Below are 20,654 nucleotides of genomic sequence, written 5' to 3' on the forward strand. Positions count from 1 at the left end.
GATGCAAGCTCCACCTATACGCCTTACCGGAGCGCCCCTTGCCCAGTCCCTACCGCGCGATCTTCGCCGCCCCAGGCACCAAGGCGTTCTCCGTCGCCGGGTTCTTCGGCCGGATACCGATTTCCATGATGGGCATCGGCATCGTCACCATGATTTCGCAGATCACCGGCCGGTACGGGCTGGCGGGCGCCCTTTCGGCGACCCTCGCCATGTCGGCGGCCGTGATGGGCCCGCAGATATCGCGTTACGTCGACCGGTACGGGCAGCGCCGTGTCCTGCGCCCCGCCACCGTGGTCGCGGCGGCGGCGGTCGCGGGGCTGCTGATCTGTGCCCAGCAGGGCGCGCCCGACTGGACCCTTTTCGTGTTCTCGGCGGGCGCCGGCTGCGTGCCCAGCGTCGGCTCGATGGTCCGGGCCCGCTGGGCCGAGATCTACCGGGGCTCGCCGCGCGAACTGCACACGGCGTACTCGTGGGAGTCGATCGCCGACGAGGTCTGCTTCATCTTCGGCCCGATCATCTCCATCGGTCTGTCGACCTCGTGGTTCCCGGAGGCCGGTCCGCTGCTCGCGGTGGTCTTCCTGGTCGTCGGCGTGTTCTGGCTGACCGCCCAGCGGGGCACCGAGCCCGTCCCGCATCCGCGCGACGAGCACACCGGCGGCTCCGCGCTGGCCTCCCGGGGGCTCCAGGTGCTGGTGGCCACCTTCGTGGCCGTCGGGGCGATCTTCGGGTCGATCGACGTGGTGACGGTGGCGTTCGCCGAGGAGCAGGGCCACAAGGCGGCGGCCAGCCTCGTCCTGGCCGTGTACGCGCTCGGGTCCTGTCTCGCGGGAGCCGTGTTCGGGCTGCTGCATCTCAAGGGGCGGGCATCCACCAGGTGGCTGCTGGGCGTCTGCGCGATGGCCGTGAGTATGATCCCCCTCCTACTGGCCGGGAACCTGCCGTTGCTGGCCGTGGCGCTCTTTGTCGCGGGCCTGTCCATCGCACCCACGATGGTGACCACCATGGCTCTCATCGAGCAGCACGTACCGCGCACCAAACTGACCGAGGGCATGACCTGGACGGGAACCGGGCTCGCCGTCGGCGTCGCTCTCGGTTCCTCGGCCGCAGGCTGGGTGGTCGACGCGGCGGGGGCGGACGCGGGGTACGCGGTGCCGGTCGCGGCGGGAGTTCTCGCGGCCCTGGTGGCGTTCCTGGGGTATCGCCGGCTTCGCACGCCGGCACCGACGCGGGGAGGGCACGGGAAAGATGGCCGGCACATCGAGGACGGCGTCCAGGACGGCGAGCACGTGGCGTAACTGGGCGGGGAACGTCACCGCCCGCCCGGTGCGGGAAGTGACCCCCGCCTCGGCCGAGGAACTGGCCGAGGCCGTGCGCCGGGCCGCGGCGGACAGCCTGAAGGTGAAGGCGGTGGGCACCGGCCACTCCTTCACGTCGGTCGCCGCGACCGACGGTGTGCTGATACGGCCCGACCTGCTGACCGGTATCCGCCGGATCGACCGGGCGGCCGGGACCGTGACCGTGGAAGCCGGCACTCCGCTCAAGCGCCTGAACGTGGCGCTCGCCCGGGAGGGCCTGTCGCTCACCAACATGGGCGACATCATGGAGCAGACGGTCGCCGGCGCGACCAGTACCGGGACGCACGGCACGGGCCGCGACTCGGCGGCGACGGCCGCGCAGATCCTCGCGCTGGAGCTGGTTCTGGCGGACGGATCGCTGCTGACGTGCTCCGAGAAGGAGAATGCCGACGTCTTCGCGGCGGCCAGGGTGGGGCTCGGCGCGCTGGGCGTCGTCACGGCGATCACCTTCGCCGTCGAGCCGGTCTTCCTGCTGACGGCGCGCGAGGAGCCGATGACGTTCGACCGCGTCACGGCCGACTTCGAGGCGCTGTACGCGGAGAACGAGCACTTCGAGTTCTACTGGTTCCCGCACACCGGCAACTGCAACACCAAACGCAACAATCGCAGCGCCGGCCCCGCCGCCCCGCCCGGAAAGCTCGGCGCCTGGGTCGAGGACGAGCTGCTGTCCAACGGTGTCTTCCAGGTGGCGTGCGCCGTGGGCCGGGTCCTTCCCCGGACCGTCCCCGCGATCGCGAAGATCTCCAGCCGCGCGCTGTCCGCCCGTACGTACACGGACATCCCCTACAAGGTCTTCACAAGTCCGCGCCGGGTGCGCTTCATGGAGATGGAGTACGCCGTCCCGCGCGAGGCCGCGGTGGCGGCGCTGCGTGAGGTGAGGACGCTGATCGAGCGCTCGCCGCTTCGCGTCAGCTTCCCGGTGGAGGTCCGCACGGCCCCGGCGGACGACATCACGCTCTCCACGGCGTCGGGGAGGGAGACGGCGTACATCGCCGTGCACATGTACCGGGGGACGCCGTACCAGGCGTACTTCACCGCCGTGGAGCGGATCATGACCGCGCACGGCGGGCGGCCGCACTGGGGCAAGGTGCACACCCGTGACGCGGAGTACCTGGCCGGGGTCTACCCGCGCTTCGCCGAGTTCACGGCGCTGCGCGACCGGCTGGACCCGCAGCGCCTCTTCGGCAACGACTACCTGCGCCGGGTCCTGGGCGAATAGGGCGGCCGGCCGCGGCCCTCACGGGGCCGGGGTCCCGGCCGGCGGGGCACCGGTCTCCGGGGCCTCGCCGGCATCGCCGTCGCCCGTGCCGGGAACCGTGCCACCGGAGGGCGTCGGGGTGGGAGCCGGGGTCTCCGCGCCGGCCGTGCCGCCGCCGTCCGGCGTGGCGGGAGGCGTCTTCGGGGGAGATGTCCTGCCGGGTTCAGGCGAGTCACGGGCGTCTGCCGTGCCCGTGCCTGTGCCGGTTCCGGGTTCCGACCCGGGGCCGGGGCTCCGGCCGGCTGGAGTCCCGGCATCCGGGCTCGGCGATCCGGCGCCGCCGGGGGTGTCCGCCGGCGGCGTGGGCGCCTCCACCGGAGAGGTGTCGCGGCGGTGCTGCTCGCCACCCCGGAAGACGTTGCCGACCGTACTGCCCCTGCCACCGCTGAGATCGCCGCCCGAGAGCAGCTCGTACGCCGAGATGCCGCCCATCGCCACGACGAAGACCACTACCGCCGCGACGACGGAACGCCGCCAACCCCGCACGCGTGTGCCGTGCGTGGTGGCTTCGCCGAACTCCTGGTTCGGCGGGTCCGTCGCCGCGGTGACGGTGCGCGGCACCTGGCGGCCCGCCGGCCGGCGGGCCGGAACTCCCGGTCTGGCGTGGACCGTCACCTCGCGGAGCTGCTCCCCGGTCCGGCGGAAGAGGTGCTGGAAGACCGTGCCGCCGCTGGTCGCGACGACGCTGACCACTCCGGCGCCGATGATCGTCCCGTACACACCGAGCTTGGAGGCCAGAACCGCCGCCACGACCGCGGCCACCGCGCTCCCCGCCACCTGAGCCACGCTCAGGTCGAGACGCGGATTCCTCGGAGCCTCCCCCTTGTCGGCGCCGTCGGTCCGCTCGGTGCCGTCGGCCCGGTCGGTGCCGTCGGTGCCGGCCTTGTCGGGTGCCGGCCTCCCGTCCGTACGCAGCCTCTGAATACCCATCTCACCCATCTGGCCCATCTGTTCCACCCCGCACCATGAAGGGACATTTGGGCGAAGTAGATAGTTCCGTTTCCGGAGAATTTGTGAAACAGGCCACGTGGGAGCGGCTGTGAGGGCAAACCGGAAGACTCAACTCCCGTACCCCGCGAGAACTTCGGTGGCGCGCCGGTCCACCCCCATGGCCCGAATGGAGTACTGTGGCGAGCCCTGGGTCCGGCCGTCACCGCGGGTGCCCGCCGCTCAAAGTGACGACACGGTCACAGCGAGTGGCGAAATGGTAACCGTGCCATAACGGCGATCCCGGGCTGATGCCCGACACGCCGGGCAACTGGGCAAGGTTGTGGCAGGCTGCACCCGGGCAGGCCACACTCGACTAGCGGAAGCAGCGACGCACGTGACGTCGGCAGGCACCACCCGGGAGGTTCCCATGCCCGAACTGCGTGTCGTGGCCGTCTCGAATGACGGCACACGACTGGTGCTGAAGGCTGCTGACAGCACGGAGTACACGCTTCCCATCGATGAGCGGCTGCGTGCCGCGGTGCGCAACGACCGCGCCCGTCTCGGCCAGATCGAGATCGAGGTGGAGAGCCACCTCCGGCCTCGGGACATCCAGGCGCGTATACGCGCCGGTGCCTCCGCCGAGGAGGTCGCCCAGCACGCAGGCATCCCCGTGGACCGGGTACGCCGCTTCGAAGGGCCCGTGCTCGCCGAGCGCGCCTTCATGGCCGAACGCGCCAGGAAGACCCCCGTACGCCGTCCCGGTGAGAACACCGGGACCGGACCGCAGCTCGGCGAGGCGGTGCAGGAGCGGCTGCTGCTGCGCGGCGCCGACAAGGAAACGGTCCTGTGGGACTCCTGGCGGCGCGACGACGGCACGTGGGAAGTGCTGCTGGTCTACCGCGTCGCGGGCGAGCCCCACTCCGCGAGCTGGACGTACGACCCGCCGCGGCGGCTCGTACAGGCTGTGGACGACGAGGCGCGCTCGCTGATCGGCGAGACCGACGACACCTCACTGGCGGCCGCGCCCGAGCCGAGCTTCCCGTTCGTACCGCGGATCGCGCGGCTGCCCCGGGACCGGCCGCTGGACCGCGCGCTCGACCGGCAGTTGGAGCGGCCCGTCGCGCCCTCGCCCGACGCGGACGACTCCCCCGGCGGTGAACGCGATTCGCTGACCAGCCTGCTGGAGGCGGTGCCGAGCTTCCGCGGCGACATGGTGGTGCCCGAGCGGCCCGCCCCGCCACCCGAGCCGCCAACGACCGAACCCGCGTCGGTGGAGGAACCGGAGGCCGAGGAGCCGGCGGCGTCCGCCGCTTCCGGAGCGGGTGCGGCATACGCCGATGTGCTCATGCCGCGCGCCGTCGCCGGGCATCGGGACCGGCTCACCGGCACGACGGACCGCCAGGCCGAGGCCGACGGCGTGCGGCCCGGGCGGCGGGCGGCCGTACCGAGCTGGGACGAGATCGTCTTCGGTACGCGCCGCAAGAAGCAGGACTAGACGCATTGAGCGCAGGGGCCCGTACGCATCGCGTACGGGCCCCTGCGCACGCGGAGTTGCCCCGGCCGGCGCTGTTACCCGAGTTACCGGGGTTCGGCTCCGGTGGCCACGGGGCGGGACGTGTCGGTGATCCACTCCGACCACGAGCCGACGTACAGCGCCGCCGGGATGCCCGCGACGTCCAGGGCCAGCACCTGCTGCGCCGCGGAGACGCCGGAGCCGCAATAGACGCCGACCGGCCGGTCCTCGCCCGCGCCGAGCGACTTGAAGCGGGCAGCCAGCTCGGACGCCGGGAGCAGACGGCCGTCGGGCCCGACGTTCTCCGTGGTGGGGGCCGAGACCGCGCCCGGGATGTGACCGGCCACCGGGTCGATCGGCTCCACCTCGCCCCGGTAGCGCTCCGCCGCCCGCGCGTCGAGCAGCAGTCCGGTGCGGGCCAGTGCGGCCGCGCCGTCGGCGTCAAGAAGGGGTACGGCGCCGGGAACTGGCCGGAAATCGCCGGGAGCCGGTTCGGGTACGTCCGACTCGACCGGGCCGGTCCACACCGCGAGACCGCCGTCCAGCACCCGTACGTCGGGGTGGCCGGTCCAGCGCAGCATCCACCAGGCGCGTGCCGCGGCCCAGCCCTGCCCGCCGTCGTACACGACCACCGGGGTGTCCCCGCGCACGCCCGCGCGGCGCATGACGGCGCCGAAGGTCTCGACACCGGGGAGCGGGTGACGGCCACCGGGACCGGGCGGATCGGCGAGTTCCGCTTCGAGGTCGACGAAGACGGCTCCGGGGATGTGGCCTTCCTCGTACGCTGCGCGGCCGTGCGGTCCGCCCATCTGATAGCGGACGTCCAGCAGGACCGGAGGACGGTCCCCGGCCAGCTCGTCGGCGAGTTCGGCTGCGGTGATGATGGCATTCATAGGGGCCATCCTCGCGCAGCCTTCCCTACGACCGACACCGTACGGCCACGCAGTCGAATCGGACGAGTGATGCCAAATCAGGCATTCTCCTTCGGGAACCCACGCAAAGCGGCGCGGCCGGGACGCGCTGCACGACAGGTGGTGCGAGCATCTGCACGGGCGCGCCTTCACGGCTGTACGACGGCCGCTCGTTCCCGCACGACCACCACGAATGGTCCGAGGAGAGAGTGACGATGACGGAGGCAGCGACCCGGCGGCGAACGCCCGGTGCGCCCTGCTGGGTGAGCCTGATGGTGCACGGCCTGGCCACCACCCAGGAATTCTACGGAGCGCTGTTCGGCTGGGAGTTCCAGCCGGGACCGCAGCAGCTCGGTCCCTACGTACGGGCCATGCTCGACGGGAAGGAGATCGCCGGCATCGGGCAACTGCCGCCCGACCGGCACCTGCCCATCGCCTGGACGCCGTACTTCGCCACCGAGGACGCCGATGTGACGGCCGAGTCGATCAGGAGCCACGGCGGCACCGTCGGCGTCGGGCCGCTCGACGCGGGCGACGCCGGGCGGATGGCGATCGGCTCCGACCCGGCGGGCGCGGTCTTCGGCGTCTGGCAGGCCGCGGCCCATCTGGGGACGGCGCTCGCCGGCACCCACGGCACGCCCGTCTGGAACGAGCTGATGACACGTGAGACGTCGATGGTCGGCAAGTTCTACGCGGCTGTCTTCGGCTTCGAGGTGGAGGCGGAGAGCTCTGCCGACTTCGACCGCCTGACGCTCCGCCTCGACGGTCGCCCGGTGGCCTCCGCGCGGGGCGTGGGCCAGGCGCTACCGCGCGACCGGGGCGCGCACTGGATGACGTACTTCGAGGTCGGCGACACCGACGAGTCGGCCCGCGTGCTGACGGAACTCGGCGGGCACGTGCTGCGGCCGCCCCACGACACGGCCACCGGCCGGACGGCGTGCGTCTCGGACCCGGAGGGCGCGGTGTTCACGATCGTGACGACGGCGGCCGGCTGACGGTGTCGGTGAGGGAGGACGGGTCGACGGGCAGCACGTCGGGCGACAGGGCCCCGGCGTGCGCGGCGGCGGCCGTCATCCGGCGCCGGTGGTGGCGGCGGCACAGCACCTCGTAACCGACCTCGTCCGGTGACTGGTTGACGTCACCCACGACGACCTGGGCGCCCTCGACGACCATCTCGCCGCCGATCGTGCGGGCGTTGTGCGTGGCCCGGGCGCCGCACCAGCACAGCGCCTCCACCTGGAGGACCTCGACCCGGTCGGCGAGTTCGACCAGGCGCTGCGAGCCGGGGAAGAGCTTGGAGCGGAAGTCGGTGGTGATGCCGAAGGCGAAGACGTCGAGTTCCAGGTCGTCGACGACGCGGGCGAGCTGGTCGATCTGCTCGCCGGCGAGGAACTGCGCCTCGTCCACGATCACGTAGTCGGCGCGGTTGCCCTGGGAGAGATGGGCGACGAGGTACGCGTAGAAGTCGAAGCCCTCGGCGGCCTCGACGGCGTCGGTGACCAGGCCGAGGCGGGAGGAGAGCTTGCCCTCACCCGCCCGGTCGTCACGCGTGAAGATCATGCCCTGGAGGCCGCGGGTCGACCGGTTGTGCTCGATCTGAAGAGCGAGGGTGCTCTTTCCGCAGTCCATCGTTCCGGAGAAGAACACCAGCTCGGGCATGAGGGGTTGGGGACCTTTCGGGTCTGTGCGGGGGCGGTGCGTGGTGTGGTTACGAGCGGACTTCGAGGAGCGGGACGAGCTGCTCGGCGGCCGTCATGGAACCGTGCATGCCCACCATCGCGGACTCGTGCGGCTCACGGCGCGAGGCGATGACGACGACGTCGTCGTGGGACGCGGCGACGACGTCACCGATACGTCCGTACACACGCTCGTCGATCACCGGACCGAACCAGCCGGCCGCGATCGCCTCGTCGCGGCTCGCCACCCAGAACTGCTCGCCGAGCACCTCGCGCCAGACTGTGAGCACATCGCTCTCGGCGCCCGGGACGGCGTACACATGGCGGGCCCTGCCCTCGCCACCCAGCAGGGCGACGCCGGCGCTCAGCTCCCAGTCCTCGTCGAAGTCGATGCGCGACTCCTCGTCGAAGGGGATGTCGATCATGCCGTGGTCGGCGGTGATGTAGAGGGCCGAGCGGGGCGGGAGCTGCTCGGCGAGGCGCTGGGCGAGCCGGTCGACGTACATCAGCTGGCCGCGCCAGGCGTCGGAGTCGATGCCGAACCGGTGGCCCTTGCCGTCGACCTCGCTGTAGTACGTGTAGACGAGCGAACGGTCGCCGGACGCCAGTTGCTCGGCCGCGAGGTCCATCCGGTCCTCGCCGGTCAGCCTGCCGCGGAAGGTGCCGCCGCTCAGCGCGATCTTGGTCAGCGGGGTGTGCTGGAAGTCGGGCGCGGACACCTGCGCGGTGTGCACGCCCGCGGCGTCCGCGAGCTGGAAGACCGTGGGGTACGGCTGCCAGACGTGCGGGTCGGTCCACGGCTTCCAGCGCAGCTGGTTCATCAGCGCGCCGGTCTGCGGGTCGCGGACCGTGTAGCCGGGCAGGCCGTGCGCGCCGGGCGGCAGGCCGGTGCCGACCGAGGCGAGCGAGGTCGCGGTGGTGGCGGGGAAGCCCGCCGTGAGCGGGCGGCCGGTGCCGCCGCGGGAGCTGCCGAGGAGGGAGTGGAGGTACGGGGCCTCCTCCGGGTGCGCCTTGATCTGCTCCCAGCCGAGGCCGTCGATCAGGAACACGCAGTTCCGGTCGGCGGGGGTCAGCTCGGGGATCGCGGCGGTCGTGCCGGGTACGTCCATGCCCGCCGCCAGGGTCGGCAGGAGGTCGGCGAGCGAGCCGGTGCCGTATGCGGGGACGGGCGCGGTGTCCAGGGCGAGGGGAACCGGGTCGGACCAGGCGGGCTGCGCCATCAGCGGTCGGCCGCGGCGGTCGCTTCGGAGAGCGCCTGGGCGAACGCGAGCGTCTGGCGCACGGTGTCCGGACCGTCGCCGGCCTCGCTGACGCGCAGGCTGAGGTCGTCGGCGGTGGTGTTGCCGGTGTAGCCGTGGTCCGCCTCGCAGTTGGGGTCGCCGCAGGCGGCGGGCTCCAGGTCGATGCGCGACACGGCACCCCAGCCGATGGTCAGGACGACCTCGCGGGGCAGCGTGCCGGGAACGTACTTCTCCGGGTTGGCGACGACGCGGCTGACCACGACCGAGGAGATCCGGTCCAGCTTGACCGACTCGGTGGAGGTGGTGGCGTACGGCGCCGGGGAGGTGGTGTCGGCGGCCTGCTCGTCCGTGTGGCTGACGATGAAGCGGTTGCCGGTCAGGACGAGGACCGTGACGTGCCGGCGGACCTCGTTGGAGTCGAACGTCGTCTCCTGGTGCACGAGGTACGAGGCGACCGGTTCGCCGCCTACAGCGGCCTCCACCGCTTCGGCCACAAGGGCCGGGTAGTAGCCGCTGCGCTCGATCGCCGCGCGCAGCCCCTGGGTCGTCGTACCGGTCTTCGCCATGTCCTCCATCCTACGGGGCGCTGGGGGCCGTCATGCCGGGGTCAGTAGCTCGGCAGGCGGCGGGGGCCGAGGTCGTCGCGGGCGGGCGGGGGCGCGAGGCGTACGGCCGTGCCGAGGACGGACACGCCGTGCGGGGCGACGACCACGGGTTCCAGGGCGATCCCGACCACTTCCGGGTGGTCGTCCACGAGCCGGGACACCCGCAGCAGGAGCTGTTCGAGCGCGGCGGTGTCGACCGGGTCGGAGCCGCGCCAGCCGAAGAGGAGCGGAGCGGTCCGGATGGACCGGATCAGTTCGGCGGCGTCCCGGTCGGTGGCCGGAACCAGTCGGTGCGCGATGTCCCCGAGCAGCTCGGAGGCGGCTCCGGCCAGGCCGAAGGAGAGCACGGCGCCGGCCGCCGCGTCGATGGAGGCCCTGACGACGGTGTCGACGCCGCGCGGGGCCATCTCCTGGACGACGAGCTGAAGCTCCTCGGGGCTGCCCAGGGCGTCGGTCAATTCGAGGTACGCCCGCCGCAGTTCCGTCTCGTCGGCCAGATCGAGCCGTACGGCCCCGAGGTCGGGGCGGTGGCGCAGGTGCGGGGCGGTGGTCTTGAGCGCCACGGGGTAGCCGAGCCGCCCGGCCGCCGCGACGGCGTCGTCGGGGTGCGGCGCGGGCAGGGTGGGGCGTACGTCGATTCCGTACCGCCTGAGCAGCTCGCGGGCGTCGTCGTCGGCCAGGGGGACGGAGCGGGGGGCCGGGCCGTCCGGCCGCCGGTCGTCCGGCCGCCTGTCGTCGCCGAGGAGCGCGCCGATCTGGGCGGCGGCACCGGCTTCGTCGATGTCCTCGTACTCGGGCACCCGCCCGGGGTCGGCGGCCTGCCGTCGCCACTGGGCGTACTTGACGGCCTCGGCCAGCGCCCGGACGGCGCGCTCGGCGGCGGGGTAGGCGGGGATGCGGCGGGTGGGGTCGCCTTCCCCCTGACGCCCTCCGGCGGTCTCCTGGAGCGCCGGGGCCGCACCCGTGCTCGGTTCGGCGGCCGTCTCCGGCCGGTCCGGCGTCCGGGGGCCGGGGGCCGGGGCGGCGCCCGGGTCCGGCAAGCGGCGGGCGGGGGCGGCGCTGCGCGCGGCGGCACCCGTTCCCGGCTCAGGGGCACCCGGAGCCGCCGGGCGGGCCGTGCTCGTCGCGGCGGCCAGAGCGTCCGCCAGCGCGCCCATCTCCACGTGCACCACCGCCACCGGCTTCGCCGGGCCCGTCGCCGCCGCCTCCCGCAGCGCCGCCGCCAGCACCTCCCCGTCGCCCGACTCCGTGGCACCGTTCTCGCCGACCCACGGAATCGCGGTCACCACGACCGCGTCGCACACCCCGTCGGCCAGCGCCGCCGCCAGCGCGGCCCGGAAGTCCGCCGGCGTCGCGGCCGTCGTCAGGTCGAGCGGCGGGAGCGGGCGCAGGCCCTCCGCCAGACAGGCGTCGTACGTCAGCAGCCCCAGGGACTCCGAGTTGCCGAGGATCGCGACCCGCGGGCCCGCCGGCAGCGGCTGGCCCGCCAGCAGCAGCCCCGCGTCGACGAGCTCGGTGACGGTGTCGACGCGGATCACCCCCGCCTGCCGCAGCAGCGCGGACACGGTGGCGTCCGGGATGCGCGTGGCGGGCACCGCGTGCCCCGGCGGCGTGCTGCCGCTGTGGCGCGCGCCCTTCACCACGACGACCGGCTTCGCCGCCGCCGTCCGCCGCGCGAGGCGGGTGAACTTGCGCGGGTTGCCGATCGACTCCAGGTAGAGGAGGACGACGTCGGTGTCGGGGTCGTCGTACCAGTACTGGAGGAAGTCGTTGCCGGACACGTCCGCCCGGTTGCCGGACGAGATGAACGAGGAGAGGCCCGCGCCGCGCCGGTACAGCCCGGACAGCAGCGCGATGCCGATCGCGCCGGACTGGGTGAACAGCCCGATGCGGCCGCGCGCGGGCGGTTCCGGCGCGAGGGAGGCGTTGAGGCGTACGGCGTCCGAGGTGTTGATGATCCCGAAGGCGTTCGGGCCGATGATCCGCATGCCGTACGAACGCGCCTGCCGCACCAGTTCACGCTGGCGCGCCCGTCCCGCGGGCCCGCTCTCGGCGTACCCGGCGGACAGGACGACCAGCCCCTGGACTCCGCTCTCGCCGCAGTCCGCGACCACCTCCGGCACCCGTTCGGCCGGTACGGCCACGATCGCGAGGTCGACGGCCTCGCCGATCCCGGCGACGGAGCGGTGCGCGGGCACGCCGTCCAGCTCGGTGAGGTCCTCGGGGAAGGCCCGGTTCACGGCGTACGTGCGGCCGGTGAATCCGGCGGCGAGCAGATTGCGCAGCGCGGTACGTCCCACACCGCCCGGCGCGCGCCCCGCGCCGACGACGGCGACCGAGCCGGGGCCGAGCAGGCGCTGCACGGAGCGGGACTCCGCGCGGTGCTCGCGGGCGCGCTGCACGGCGACGGAGCGGTCGGTCGGCTCCAGGTCGAATTCGAGGTGGACGACGCCGTCCTCGAAGCTGCGCTGCTGGGTGTAGCCCGCGTCCGTGAAGACCTTGATCATCTTGGTGTTGGCGGGCAGCACCTCCGCCATGAAGCGCCGGATGCCGCGCTCTCGGGCGACCGCGCCGATGTGTTCGAGCAGGGCGGAGGCGACACCGCGCCCCTGGTGCGCGTCCTGGACGAGGAAGGCGACCTCCGCGAGATCGGCCTCGGGGCCGGAGGAGGGGCGTCCCTGGGCGTTGATGCGGTCGTACCGGACGGTGGCGATGAACTCGCCGCCGACCGTCGCCGCAAGACCCACCCTGTCCACGTAGTCGTGGTGGGTGAAGCGGTGGACGTCCTTGGCGGAGAGCCGGGGGTACGGTGCGAAGAAGCGGTAGTACTTCGACTGGTCCGACACCTGCTCGTAGAAGCTGACCAGGCGTTCGGCGTCGTCGGCGGTGATGGGGCGGATCCGCGCCGTACCTCCGTCACGCAGCACCACGTCGGCTTCCCAGTGGGCCGGGTAGGCGTGGTGCCCGTGGTGATCCTGCGGGGCCTGCTCCAGCGGGGGCTGCATGACGAAAGCCTACGGGTCGCGGGCCCGCTCGGGGCAAGGCAGGCTGAGGGCCCTGTGCGCGGCCCGCGCGGGGCCGGGGTCGGGACCGCCGTGCGCGCCATGAGAGACTGGTCTAGACAACCGTTAGAACATGAAGGGCAACACCATGGTTGAGCGCCGTGTCACCGTCGGCTGGGCCGAAGGCCTGCACGCCCGACCCGCCTCCATCTTCGTTCGCGCCGCGACCGCCTCGGGTGTCCCCGTGACGATCGCCAAGGCCGACGGCAACCCGGTCAACGCCGCCTCCATGCTCGCGGTGCTCGGCCTGGGCGCGCAGGGTGGCGAAGAGATCGTGCTCGCTTCCGAGGCCGACGGCTCGGACGCCGCTCTCGACCGCCTCGCGAAGCTGGTCTCCGAGGGCCTGGACGAGCTTCCCGAGACCGTCTGACCACTCGTACCCCCGGGACGGCCCACTGGGCCGACCGGCGGACGGGCGACTTCTCGCGGAGGAGCCGCGGCATCCCGAATTTGGGTCGCCGCGGCTCTTTTCGTTGTACGCGCTATATGCGGAGGCGCGGGGCGGGAAATCCGGGCAGCACAATAAGGCCCCCCTGAATTCAACTCTCTTTGTATACGGCGTGCCTGTTAATAGCGGCCGCTCACGATGTTTTCGGCATGTTGCGAAGTCCTCACGCGCTCCTGCTCGCGCTTCGGAGCACCCGGCTGCCGCAGCCGGTGCGCCGCCACCGCCCGTTCGGTGTGCAGCGCCGTCAGCGCGCGGGCCCGTTCGGCGTCCCCGCGCGCCACGGCGTCGACGATCGCCCCGTGTTCCGCCCAGCACTCGGCGGGGCGGGCGGACTGCTCGACGGCGTACATCCACGCGATCTTGTGCCTGAGCTGCGTGAGCAGGGCGGTGAGGCCGGGGCTGCCCGACGCCTGGGCGAGCGTCTCGTGGAACCAGCCGCCCAGGGAGCGCAGATCCTCGCCCTGGCCCCGGCGGACCCGCTCCTGCCCCAGCCTGACCAGGCCGCGCAACACCTTGAGGTGCGCCTCGGTGCGCCGCTGGGCGGCGCGGGCGGCTCCCAGCGGCTCCAGCAGCGTCCGCACCTCGAGAAGGTCCGCCGCCTCCTGCTCGGTCGGCTCGGCAACGCAGGCGCCGGCGTGCCGGCGGGTGGTGACGAAGCCCTCGGACTCCAGCGTGCGCAGCGCCTCGCGCACCGGGACGCGGGAGACGCCGTAACGGCGCGCCAGCAGCTCTTCGGTGAGCCTGCTGCCGCGCGGGAACACACCGGAAACGATGTCGTCACGGATTGCCGTGCATACCGATTGCGCGGGAACGCGCATGACCGAACCTCCGCCTTGATCCCCGCAAAACGCGGTCGACCGACGCCTGTTCGGTGACTCTATTGCAGCATTCCGCGATTTCCGACGGGAGGCCGGAATTCATGGACTGCTTTTGGACATGAGGAAGGCCCCGGCGGGTGGGCCGGGGCCTTCCGTACGACTGACCGTCAGACGTTCACGCCGTGCGCGCGCAGGTACGCGACCGGGTCCATGTCGGAGCCGTACTCGGGGGACGTGCGGGCCTCGAAGTGCAGGTGCGGGCCGGTCGAGTTGCCGGTCGAGCCCGAGATGCCTATCTGCTGGCCGGGGGTGACGCTCTGGCCGACCGAGACGCCGAGGGACGACAGGTGGCCGTACTGCGTGTACGTGCCGCCGTTCATCCGGATGACGATGTTGTTGCCGTACGCCCCGCCCCAGCCGGCCTCGACGACGGTGCCGGCACCGACGGAGACGACGGAACTGCCGGACGCGGCACGGAAGTCGACACCGGAGTGGCTGCCGGAGGACCAGAGGTTGCCGCCGGTCTTGTAGCCGGTGGTCACGACGGAACCGGCGACCGGGAGGGTGTAGCTGCCCAGGCGCTTGCGCTCGGCCGCGCGGGCGGCGCGTTCCTCGGCCGCGCGCTCCTCGCGCTCCTTCTTGGCCCGTGCCTCGGCCTCGGCCTTGGCTCTCGCCTCCGCCTTGCGCTTGGCCTCGGCCTTGCGCTCGGCCTCCGCCTTGCGGGCCGCCTCCGCCTTGGCGGCGAGCTGCTTCTGCTGCTCGGCCTGGGCGGCGATCTGGTCGGCCAGGGAGTCGCCGATGACGATGGCCTGGGTCAGGCCGGTGTCCTGGACGGCGTCGGCGCTGATGCCGGTGTCTGCGGCGAGGGCTGGAGAGGTCAGACCTCCGATGACGCCGGTGGTCGCGAGGGCGGCGACGCCGGCCATGTTCGCGCCGGTGCGCGTCAGGCGGCTCGGACGACGGTGCTTCCCGGTGGCACGGGTGAACGCCATGAAGTGGCTGGTCCTTTCCTTCCTTCTCGCCTACCGGGTTAGCTGACGGGTTCGGAGCAGGAAGGTCTCCTACGGACCCCTGCCGTACGGCAGGACATCCGATTCACCCCAGGGACTGATTGGGTCCCCGGCTCCCCAGGCTCGCGCCTGACGGGGACTCGGCGATGGCTGCCCGGTGCCACGGATGCGGCTCACTGCTGACGGACAGCCGGACAGACGCTAAACGGGACATCTTTTAATCACCAAACAGACACGGTGTTTTGTAACGCACCCCACAGGCCAGACAGGCAACCTCCGCAACAAAACGGACATACGAGAAGGACCCCGGCAGCCTTTCGGCTCCCGAGGTCCCTCTATCTCCCGTTTTCGCGGGAATCGTGCGGTCGGTGCGGCGTCGACTCGTCAGCCGCTGACCACCGTCACGTCGCCGATGCCGAGCGCCCTGACGGGCTCCTCGATCCGCGAGGCGTCCCCTACGAGGACCGTGACCAAGTGGTCCTCGGGGAAGGCGCTGACGACCGCCGCGGTGGCCTCCACGGTGCCCGTCTCGGCGAGCCGGGCGTACATCTGGGCCTGGAAGTCGTCCGGCAGGTGCTGCTCGACCTGGTCGGCGAGCGTGCCGGCGACGGCCGCGGCCGTCTCGTACTTGAGCGGCGCGACACCCACCAGGTTCTGTACGGCGACGTCCCGCTCGGCGTCGGTGAGGCCCTCGGCCGCGAGGGTGCGCAGCACCTTCCAGAGGTCTTCGAGCGCCGGGCCGGTGGACTCCGTGTCCACGGAGCCGCTGATGGCCAGCATCGAGGCGCCCGATCCGTCCGGAGCGGAGCGCAGCACCTGGCCGAAGGCGCGCACGCCGTACGTGTAGCCCTTCTCCTCGCGCAGGACGCGGTCCAGGCGGGAGGTGAGCGTGCCGCCCAGGCAGTACGTGCCGAGGACCTGGGCCGGCCAGACGCGGTCGTGCCGGTCCGGACCGATCCGGCCGATGAGCAGCTGCGTCTGGACCGCGCCCGGGCGGTCGACGATGACCACACGGCCCGTGTCGTCGGCGGTCACCGGCGGTACGGGGCGCGGCTCGGCGCCGTCGCCCTTCCAGGCGCCGAGGGTGTCGGCCAGGATGGCGTCCAGGTCGGTGCCTTCGAGGTCGCCGACGATCACGGCGGTGGCGGTCGCGGGGCGTACATGCGCCACGTAGAAGGCCCGCACGGCGGCGGAGTCGATCTGCTGCACCGTCTCCTCGGTGCCCTGGCGCGGCCGCGACATACGGGAGGTCGCCGGGAAGAGCTCCTTGGAGAGCTGCTTGGCCGCGCGGCGGGACGGGTTGGCCGTCTCGTGCGGGATCTCGTCGAGCCGGTTGGCCACCAGCCGCTCGACCTCGCTGTCCGAGAACGCGGGGGCGCGCAGCGCGTCGGCGAGCAGGCCGAGTGCCTTGGGCAGCCGGGAGACGGGGACCTCCAGGGAGACCCGGACACCCGGATGATCGGCGTACGCGTCGAGCGTGGCACCGCAGCGCTCCAGCTCGGCCGCGAACTCCTCGGCGGAGTGCTTGTCGGTGCCCTCGGAGAAGGCGCGCGCCATGATCGTGGCGACGCCGTCGAGGCCCTCCGGCTCGGCCTCCAGGGGGGCGGCGAGGAAGACCTCGACGGCCACGACCTGCTGGCCGGGCCGGTGGCAGCGCAGCACGGTCAGACCGTTGGGCAGGGAGCCGCGCTCGGGGGCGGGGAAGGCCCACGGCGTGGGGGTGCCGGCCTGCGGCTGCGGGTGGAACTTCATGGTCACGGCTGCGGTGTCGGTCACTTGTCCGCTCCTTCCCGCGTCGCGGTCTCACCGGCGGCGGTGGTCGTGTCGTCGGCCGCGTCGGCGGCGTGTGTCGGCTCGTACACCAGGACCGCGCGGTTGTCCGGGCGCAGGCGGGCCTCGGCGGCGGCCTGGACCTCCTCGGCCGTGATGTCCAGGACGCGCTGCACGGCGGTCAGGGCGAGCTGCGGGTCGCCGAACAGGACGGCGTACCGGCACAGTTCGTCGGCGCGGCCCGCGACCGTACCCAGCCGGTCGAGCCACTCGCGCTCCAACTGGGCCTGCGCGCGCTCCATCTCCTCGGGCGTGGGGCCCTCGGCGGCGAAACGGGCCAGCTCCTCGTCGACGGCGCGCTCGATGTCGGGCACCTCGACCCCGGCCGACGTCTTCACGTCCAGCCAGCCGAGCGAGGGCGCGCCGGACAGGCGCAGCAGCCCGAAGCCGGCGGCGACGGCCGTGCGGTCGCGGCGGACCAGGCGGTTGTGCAGCCGGGAGGACTCGCCGCCGCCGAGGACGGTGAGCGCCAGGTCGGCGGCGTCGGCCTCGCGGGTGCCGTCGTGCGGCAGCCGGTAGGCGGCCATCAGCGCGCGGGCCGGGACCTCTTCGCGGATCTCCTCGCGCAGCTCCTCGCCGATGATGTCGGGCAGCGTGCCGTCGCGCGGCGGCTGCTTGCCGTCGTGGGACGGGATGGAGCCGAAGTACTTCTCGATCCAGGCGAGGGTCTGCTGGGGGTCGATGTCGCCGACGACCGAGATCACCGCGTTGTTGGGCGCGTAGTACGTACGGAAGAAGGCGCGCGCGTCTTCCAGGGTCGCCGCGTCCAGGTCGGCCATGGAGCCGATCGGCGTGTGGTGGTACGGGTGGCCCTCGGGGTAGGAGAGCGCGGTCAGCCGCTCGAAGGCGGTGCCGTACGGGACATTGTCGTACCGCTGCCGGCGCTCGTTCTTGACGACGTCGCGCTGGTTCTCCATCGACTCCTCGTCGAGCGCGGAGAGCAGCGAGCCCATCCGGTCGGCCTCGAGCCACAGAGCCAGCTCCAGCTGGTGGGCGGGCATCGTCTCGAAGTAGTTCGTGCGCTCGAAGCTGGTCGTGCCGTTGAGCGAACCGCCCGCACCCTGCACCAGCTCGAAGTGACCGTTGCCCTTGACCTGCGCCGAGCCCTGGAACATCAGGTGCTCGAAAAGGTGAGCAAGGCCCGTACGGCCCTTGACCTCGTGGCGCGAACCTACGTCGTACCACAGGCAGACCGCGGCGACCGGGGTCAGGTGGTCCTCGGAGAGCACCACGCGCAGGCCGTTGGCCAGCCGGTGCTCAGTCGCTGTCAGGCCGCCGGAACCGGCCTGCGCTGTGGCCGTGTGACCCATGGGCATGTACGTCCCTTCGATCGCGATATGGAGAAGTCCTGCCACTGTATGCAAGCTCACGGACACCTGGCGAAGTTCCCGGCCGGTGTACGCCCTCAGGGAACGCCCGAGTAGGCGCTACGGACGGGTCGAGGTCGGCGTTGTCAGTGCGCAGGTCCACAATGGTCGGCATCAGACCCAAGAACTCGCCCTACAGAACCGCGAAGGAGCCGCAGCCGCGATGGCCCGCCGCAGCACGAAGACCCCGCCGCCGGACGATGCGTTCGAGGAGAAGATCCTCGATGTCGACGTCGTCGACGAAATGCAGGGCTCCTTCCTCGAGTACGCGTACTCGGTGATCTACTCGCGAGCGCTGCCCGACGCCCGCGACGGCATGAAGCCGGTGCACCGACGCATCGTCTACCAGATGAACGAGATGGGGCTGCGTCCCGACCGCGGCTATGTGAAGTGCGCCCGCGTCGTCGGTGAGGTGATGGGCAAGCTGCACCCCACGGCGACGCGTCGATCTACGACGCGCTCGTGCGCATGGCGCAGCCCTTCTCGATGCGCCTGCCGCTCGTCGACGGACACGGCAACTTCGGCTCGCTGGGCAACGACGACCCGCCGGCCGCCATGCGGTACACGGAATGCCGGATGGCCGACGCCACGTCGTTGATGACGGAGTCGATCGACGAGGACACCGTCGACTTCAACCCGAACTACGACGGGCAGGAGCGCGAGCCCGTCGCGCTTCCGGCGGCGTACCCGAACCTGCTGGTCAACGGCGCGTCCGGAATCGCCGTCGGCATGGCGACGAACATGCCGCCGCACAACCTGGGCGAGGTCGTCGCCGCCGCCCGGCACCTGATCAAGCACCCCGGCGCGGATCTAGAGACGCTGATGCGTTTCGTGCCCGGTCCCGACCTGCCGACCGGCGGCCGGATCGTCGGCCTCGGCGGGATCAAGGACGCGTACGAGAACGGCCGCGGCACCTTCAAGATCCGCTCGACGGCCACCGTGGAGAACGTGACGCCGCGCCGCAAGGGCCTCGTCGTCACCGAACTGCCCTTCACCGTCGGCCCGGAGAAGGTGATCGCGAAGATCAAGGACCTGGTCTCGTCGAAGAAGCTCCAGGGCATCGCGGACGTCAAGGACCTCACGGACCGCATGCACGGTCTGCGCCTGGTCATCGAGATCAAGAACGGCTTCGTCCCCGAGGCCGTCCTGGAGCAGCTCTACAAGCTGACGCCGATGGAGGAGACCTTCGGCATCAACAACGTGGCGCTGGTGGACGGCCAGCCGCTGACGCTGGGCCTCAAGGAGCTGCTGGAGGTCTACCTCGATCACCGATTCGAGGTCGTACGCCGCCGCAGCGAGTTCCGCCGCACCAAGCGCCGCGACCGGCTGCACCTGGTCCTCGGCCTGCTCGTGGCACTGCTCGACATCGACGAGGTCATCCGCCTCATCCGCTCCAGCGACAACTCGGCGCAGGCCAAGGAGCGGCTCATCGAGCACTTCTCGCTGAGCGAGATCCAGACGCAGTACATCCTGGACACGCCGCTGCGCCGGCTCACCAGGTTCGACAAGATCGAGCTGGAGGCCGAGCGCGACCGGCTCACCGGCGAGATCGACGAGCTGACCGGGATCCTGGAGTCGGACGCCGAGCTGCGCAAGCTGGTCTCGGCAGAACTGGCCGCGGTCGCGAAGAAGTTCGGCACCGACCGGCGCACGGTGCTGCTGGAGTCGGGCAGTTCGCCGGTCGCCGCGGTGCCGCTGGAAGTGGCGGACGACCCGTGCCGGGTGCTGCTGTCGTCGACCGGCCTGCTGGCCCGTACGGCGAACGGCGAGCCCCTCGCCATGGACGACGCCCGGCGCGCCAAGCACGACGTGATCGTCTCGGCCGTGCCCGCCACGGCGCGCGGCGACGTGGGCGCCGTGACGTCGTCCGGCCGCCTGCTGCGACTGGCGGTGATCGACCTGCCCCAGCTTCCCGGCACGGCCTCCGCGCCCAACCTCTCGGGCGGGGCGCCGGTCACGGAGTTCCTGTCGCTGGAGCCGGACGAGACGCTGATCTGCCTCACCACGCTCGACGAGTCCTCACCGGGGCTCGCGCTCGGCACCGAGCAGGGCGTGGTCAAGCGGGTGGTGCCCGACTACCCCGCCAACAAGGACGAGCTGGAGGTCATCACCCTCAAGGACGGTGACCGGATCGTCGGCGGGGCCGAGCTGCGCACCGGCGAGGAGGACCTCGTCTTCATCACGGACGACGCCCAGCTCCTGCGCTACCCGGCCGGGCAGGTCAGGCCGCAGGGCCGGGCCGCGGGCGGCATGGCGGGCATCAAGCTGGCCGCGGGCGCCAAGGTGATCTCCTTCACCGCGGTCGACCCGGCGGCGGACGCCGTGGTCTTCACGGTGGCCGGGACGGCCGGCACCCTGCTCGGCGACACGGAGACGTCGGCGAAGCTGACACCGTTCGACCAGTACCCGCGCAAGGGCCGGGCCACCGGCGGCGTGCGGTGCCAGCGGTTCCTCAAGGGCGAGGACATCCTCCTGCTGGCCTGGGCCGGAGCCGCTCCGGCGCGTGCCGCAGCGAAGAACGGCGCACCGGTGGAGCTGCCGGAGCAGGACCCGCGCCGCGACGGCTCGGGCACCCCGCTGCCCTCGCCGGTGGCGGCGCTGGCGGGCCCGGTCTAGCCGCGGGCACCGCC

General features: G+C 72.2%; 15 protein-coding genes, 1 pseudogene and 1 riboswitch. Of the genes and pseudogenes, 6 read left to right on the forward strand and 10 right to left on the reverse strand.

The features are described 5' to 3' along the window. The first annotated feature begins 38 nt into the window (after positions 1 to 38). A complete protein-coding gene (locus tag AS594_RS09125; RefSeq protein ID WP_069926488.1) occupies positions 39 to 1,295 on the forward strand; it encodes an MFS transporter in 1,257 nt (418 codons plus the stop codon). After that, on the forward strand, positions 1,246 to 2,574 hold the full coding sequence (locus tag AS594_RS09130) for a D-arabinono-1,4-lactone oxidase (RefSeq protein WP_069926489.1): 1,329 nt from the start codon (positions 1,246 to 1,248) through the stop codon (positions 2,572 to 2,574). Before AS594_RS09125 ends, AS594_RS09130 begins: the two co-directional genes overlap by 50 nt. 18 nt (positions 2,575 to 2,592) lie before the next feature. Here AS594_RS09130 and AS594_RS09135 read toward each other — a convergent pair whose 3' ends face one another. After that, a complete protein-coding gene (locus tag AS594_RS09135; RefSeq protein WP_141743795.1) occupies positions 2,593 to 3,543 on the reverse strand; it encodes a hypothetical protein in 951 nt (316 codons plus the stop codon). A 427-nt stretch (positions 3,544 to 3,970) separates the two neighbouring features. Between AS594_RS09135 and sepH the strand changes: the two genes are divergently transcribed. Continuing rightward, positions 3,971 to 5,038, forward strand: a complete 1,068-nt coding sequence (gene sepH, locus AS594_RS09140; RefSeq protein ID WP_069926490.1) for a septation protein SepH — start codon at positions 3,971 to 3,973, stop codon at positions 5,036 to 5,038. An 83-nt stretch (positions 5,039 to 5,121) separates the two neighbouring features. Here the strand turns inward: sepH and AS594_RS09145 are convergent, their stop codons facing one another. Then, positions 5,122 to 5,949 (reverse strand): sulfurtransferase, encoded by an 828-nt coding sequence (locus AS594_RS09145; RefSeq protein ID WP_069926491.1) that lies wholly within the window; start codon positions 5,947 to 5,949, stop codon positions 5,122 to 5,124. 233 nt (positions 5,950 to 6,182) lie between these two features. Here AS594_RS09145 and AS594_RS09150 point away from each other — a divergent pair, with 233 nt between their 5' ends. Further along, on the forward strand, positions 6,183 to 6,962 hold the full coding sequence (locus AS594_RS09150; protein WP_069933184.1) for a VOC family protein: 780 nt from the start codon (positions 6,183 to 6,185) through the stop codon (positions 6,960 to 6,962). Here AS594_RS09150 and AS594_RS09155 read toward each other — a convergent pair. The 4 genes from AS594_RS09155 to AS594_RS09170 are packed head-to-tail and all read right to left on the reverse strand — an operon-like array spanning position 6,934 to position 12,494. Next, positions 6,934 to 7,626 (reverse strand): thymidine kinase, encoded by a 693-nt coding sequence (locus AS594_RS09155; RefSeq protein ID WP_069933183.1) that lies wholly within the window; start codon positions 7,624 to 7,626, stop codon positions 6,934 to 6,936. The genes AS594_RS09150 and AS594_RS09155 overlap by 29 nt on opposite strands. Positions 7,627 to 7,675: 49 nt before the next feature. Next, the gene (locus AS594_RS09160) at positions 7,676 to 8,863 is read right to left on the reverse strand and encodes an alkaline phosphatase family protein (RefSeq protein WP_069933182.1); all 1,188 of its coding nucleotides are present in this window, start codon (positions 8,861 to 8,863) and stop codon (positions 7,676 to 7,678) included. Next, positions 8,863 to 9,450 (reverse strand): DUF5998 family protein, encoded by a 588-nt coding sequence (locus AS594_RS09165; protein WP_069930387.1) that lies wholly within the window; start codon positions 9,448 to 9,450, stop codon positions 8,863 to 8,865. The genes AS594_RS09160 and AS594_RS09165 overlap by 1 nt, the downstream gene beginning before the upstream one ends. Before the next feature lie 41 nt (positions 9,451 to 9,491). Continuing rightward, on the reverse strand, positions 9,492 to 12,494 hold the full coding sequence (locus AS594_RS09170; RefSeq protein ID WP_069926508.1) for a bifunctional acetate--CoA ligase family protein/GNAT family N-acetyltransferase: 3,003 nt from the start codon (positions 12,492 to 12,494) through the stop codon (positions 9,492 to 9,494). A gap of 145 nt (positions 12,495 to 12,639) precedes the next feature. Here AS594_RS09170 and AS594_RS09175 point away from each other — a divergent pair, with 145 nt between their 5' ends. After that, complete coding sequence (locus tag AS594_RS09175) at positions 12,640 to 12,921, forward strand: HPr family phosphocarrier protein (protein ID WP_069930388.1); 282 nt, start codon at positions 12,640 to 12,642, stop codon at positions 12,919 to 12,921. A 197-nt stretch (positions 12,922 to 13,118) separates the two neighbouring features. On the opposite strand, the gene AS594_RS09180 is transcribed toward AS594_RS09175, so the two are convergent. The 4 genes from AS594_RS09180 to AS594_RS09195 form a co-directional block, all read right to left on the reverse strand. After that, complete coding sequence (locus AS594_RS09180) at positions 13,119 to 13,817, reverse strand: GntR family transcriptional regulator (protein ID WP_069933181.1); 699 nt, start codon at positions 13,815 to 13,817, stop codon at positions 13,119 to 13,121. A 167-nt stretch (positions 13,818 to 13,984) separates the two neighbouring features. After that, positions 13,985 to 14,809 carry a M23 family metallopeptidase gene (locus AS594_RS09185; protein ID WP_069935068.1) on the reverse strand — a complete coding sequence of 275 codons (825 nt, stop codon included), beginning with the start codon at positions 14,807 to 14,809 and terminating at the stop codon, positions 13,985 to 13,987. 12 nt (positions 14,810 to 14,821) lie between these two features. Beyond that, positions 14,822 to 14,983: riboswitch (cyclic di-AMP (ydaO/yuaA leader) on the reverse strand. A 228-nt stretch (positions 14,984 to 15,211) separates the two neighbouring features. Then, the gene (locus AS594_RS09190; RefSeq protein WP_069930389.1) at positions 15,212 to 16,579 is read right to left on the reverse strand and encodes a M16 family metallopeptidase; all 1,368 of its coding nucleotides are present in this window, start codon (positions 16,577 to 16,579) and stop codon (positions 15,212 to 15,214) included. A gap of 20 nt (positions 16,580 to 16,599) precedes the next feature. After that, positions 16,600 to 17,973, reverse strand: coding sequence for a M16 family metallopeptidase (locus tag AS594_RS09195; protein WP_079144709.1), 1,374 nt, complete (start codon positions 17,971 to 17,973; stop codon positions 16,600 to 16,602). A gap of 214 nt (positions 17,974 to 18,187) precedes the next feature. On the opposite strand from AS594_RS09195, the pseudogene AS594_RS09200 reads away from it, so the two are divergent. Continuing rightward, positions 18,188 to 20,640 (forward strand): annotated as a pseudogene (locus AS594_RS09200) (DNA gyrase/topoisomerase IV subunit A). Positions 20,641 to 20,654 lie beyond the last annotated feature (14 nt).

Source organism: Streptomyces agglomeratus (genome assembly GCF_001746415.1).
Classification (GTDB): Bacteria; Actinomycetota; Actinomycetes; order Streptomycetales; family Streptomycetaceae; genus Streptomyces; species Streptomyces agglomeratus.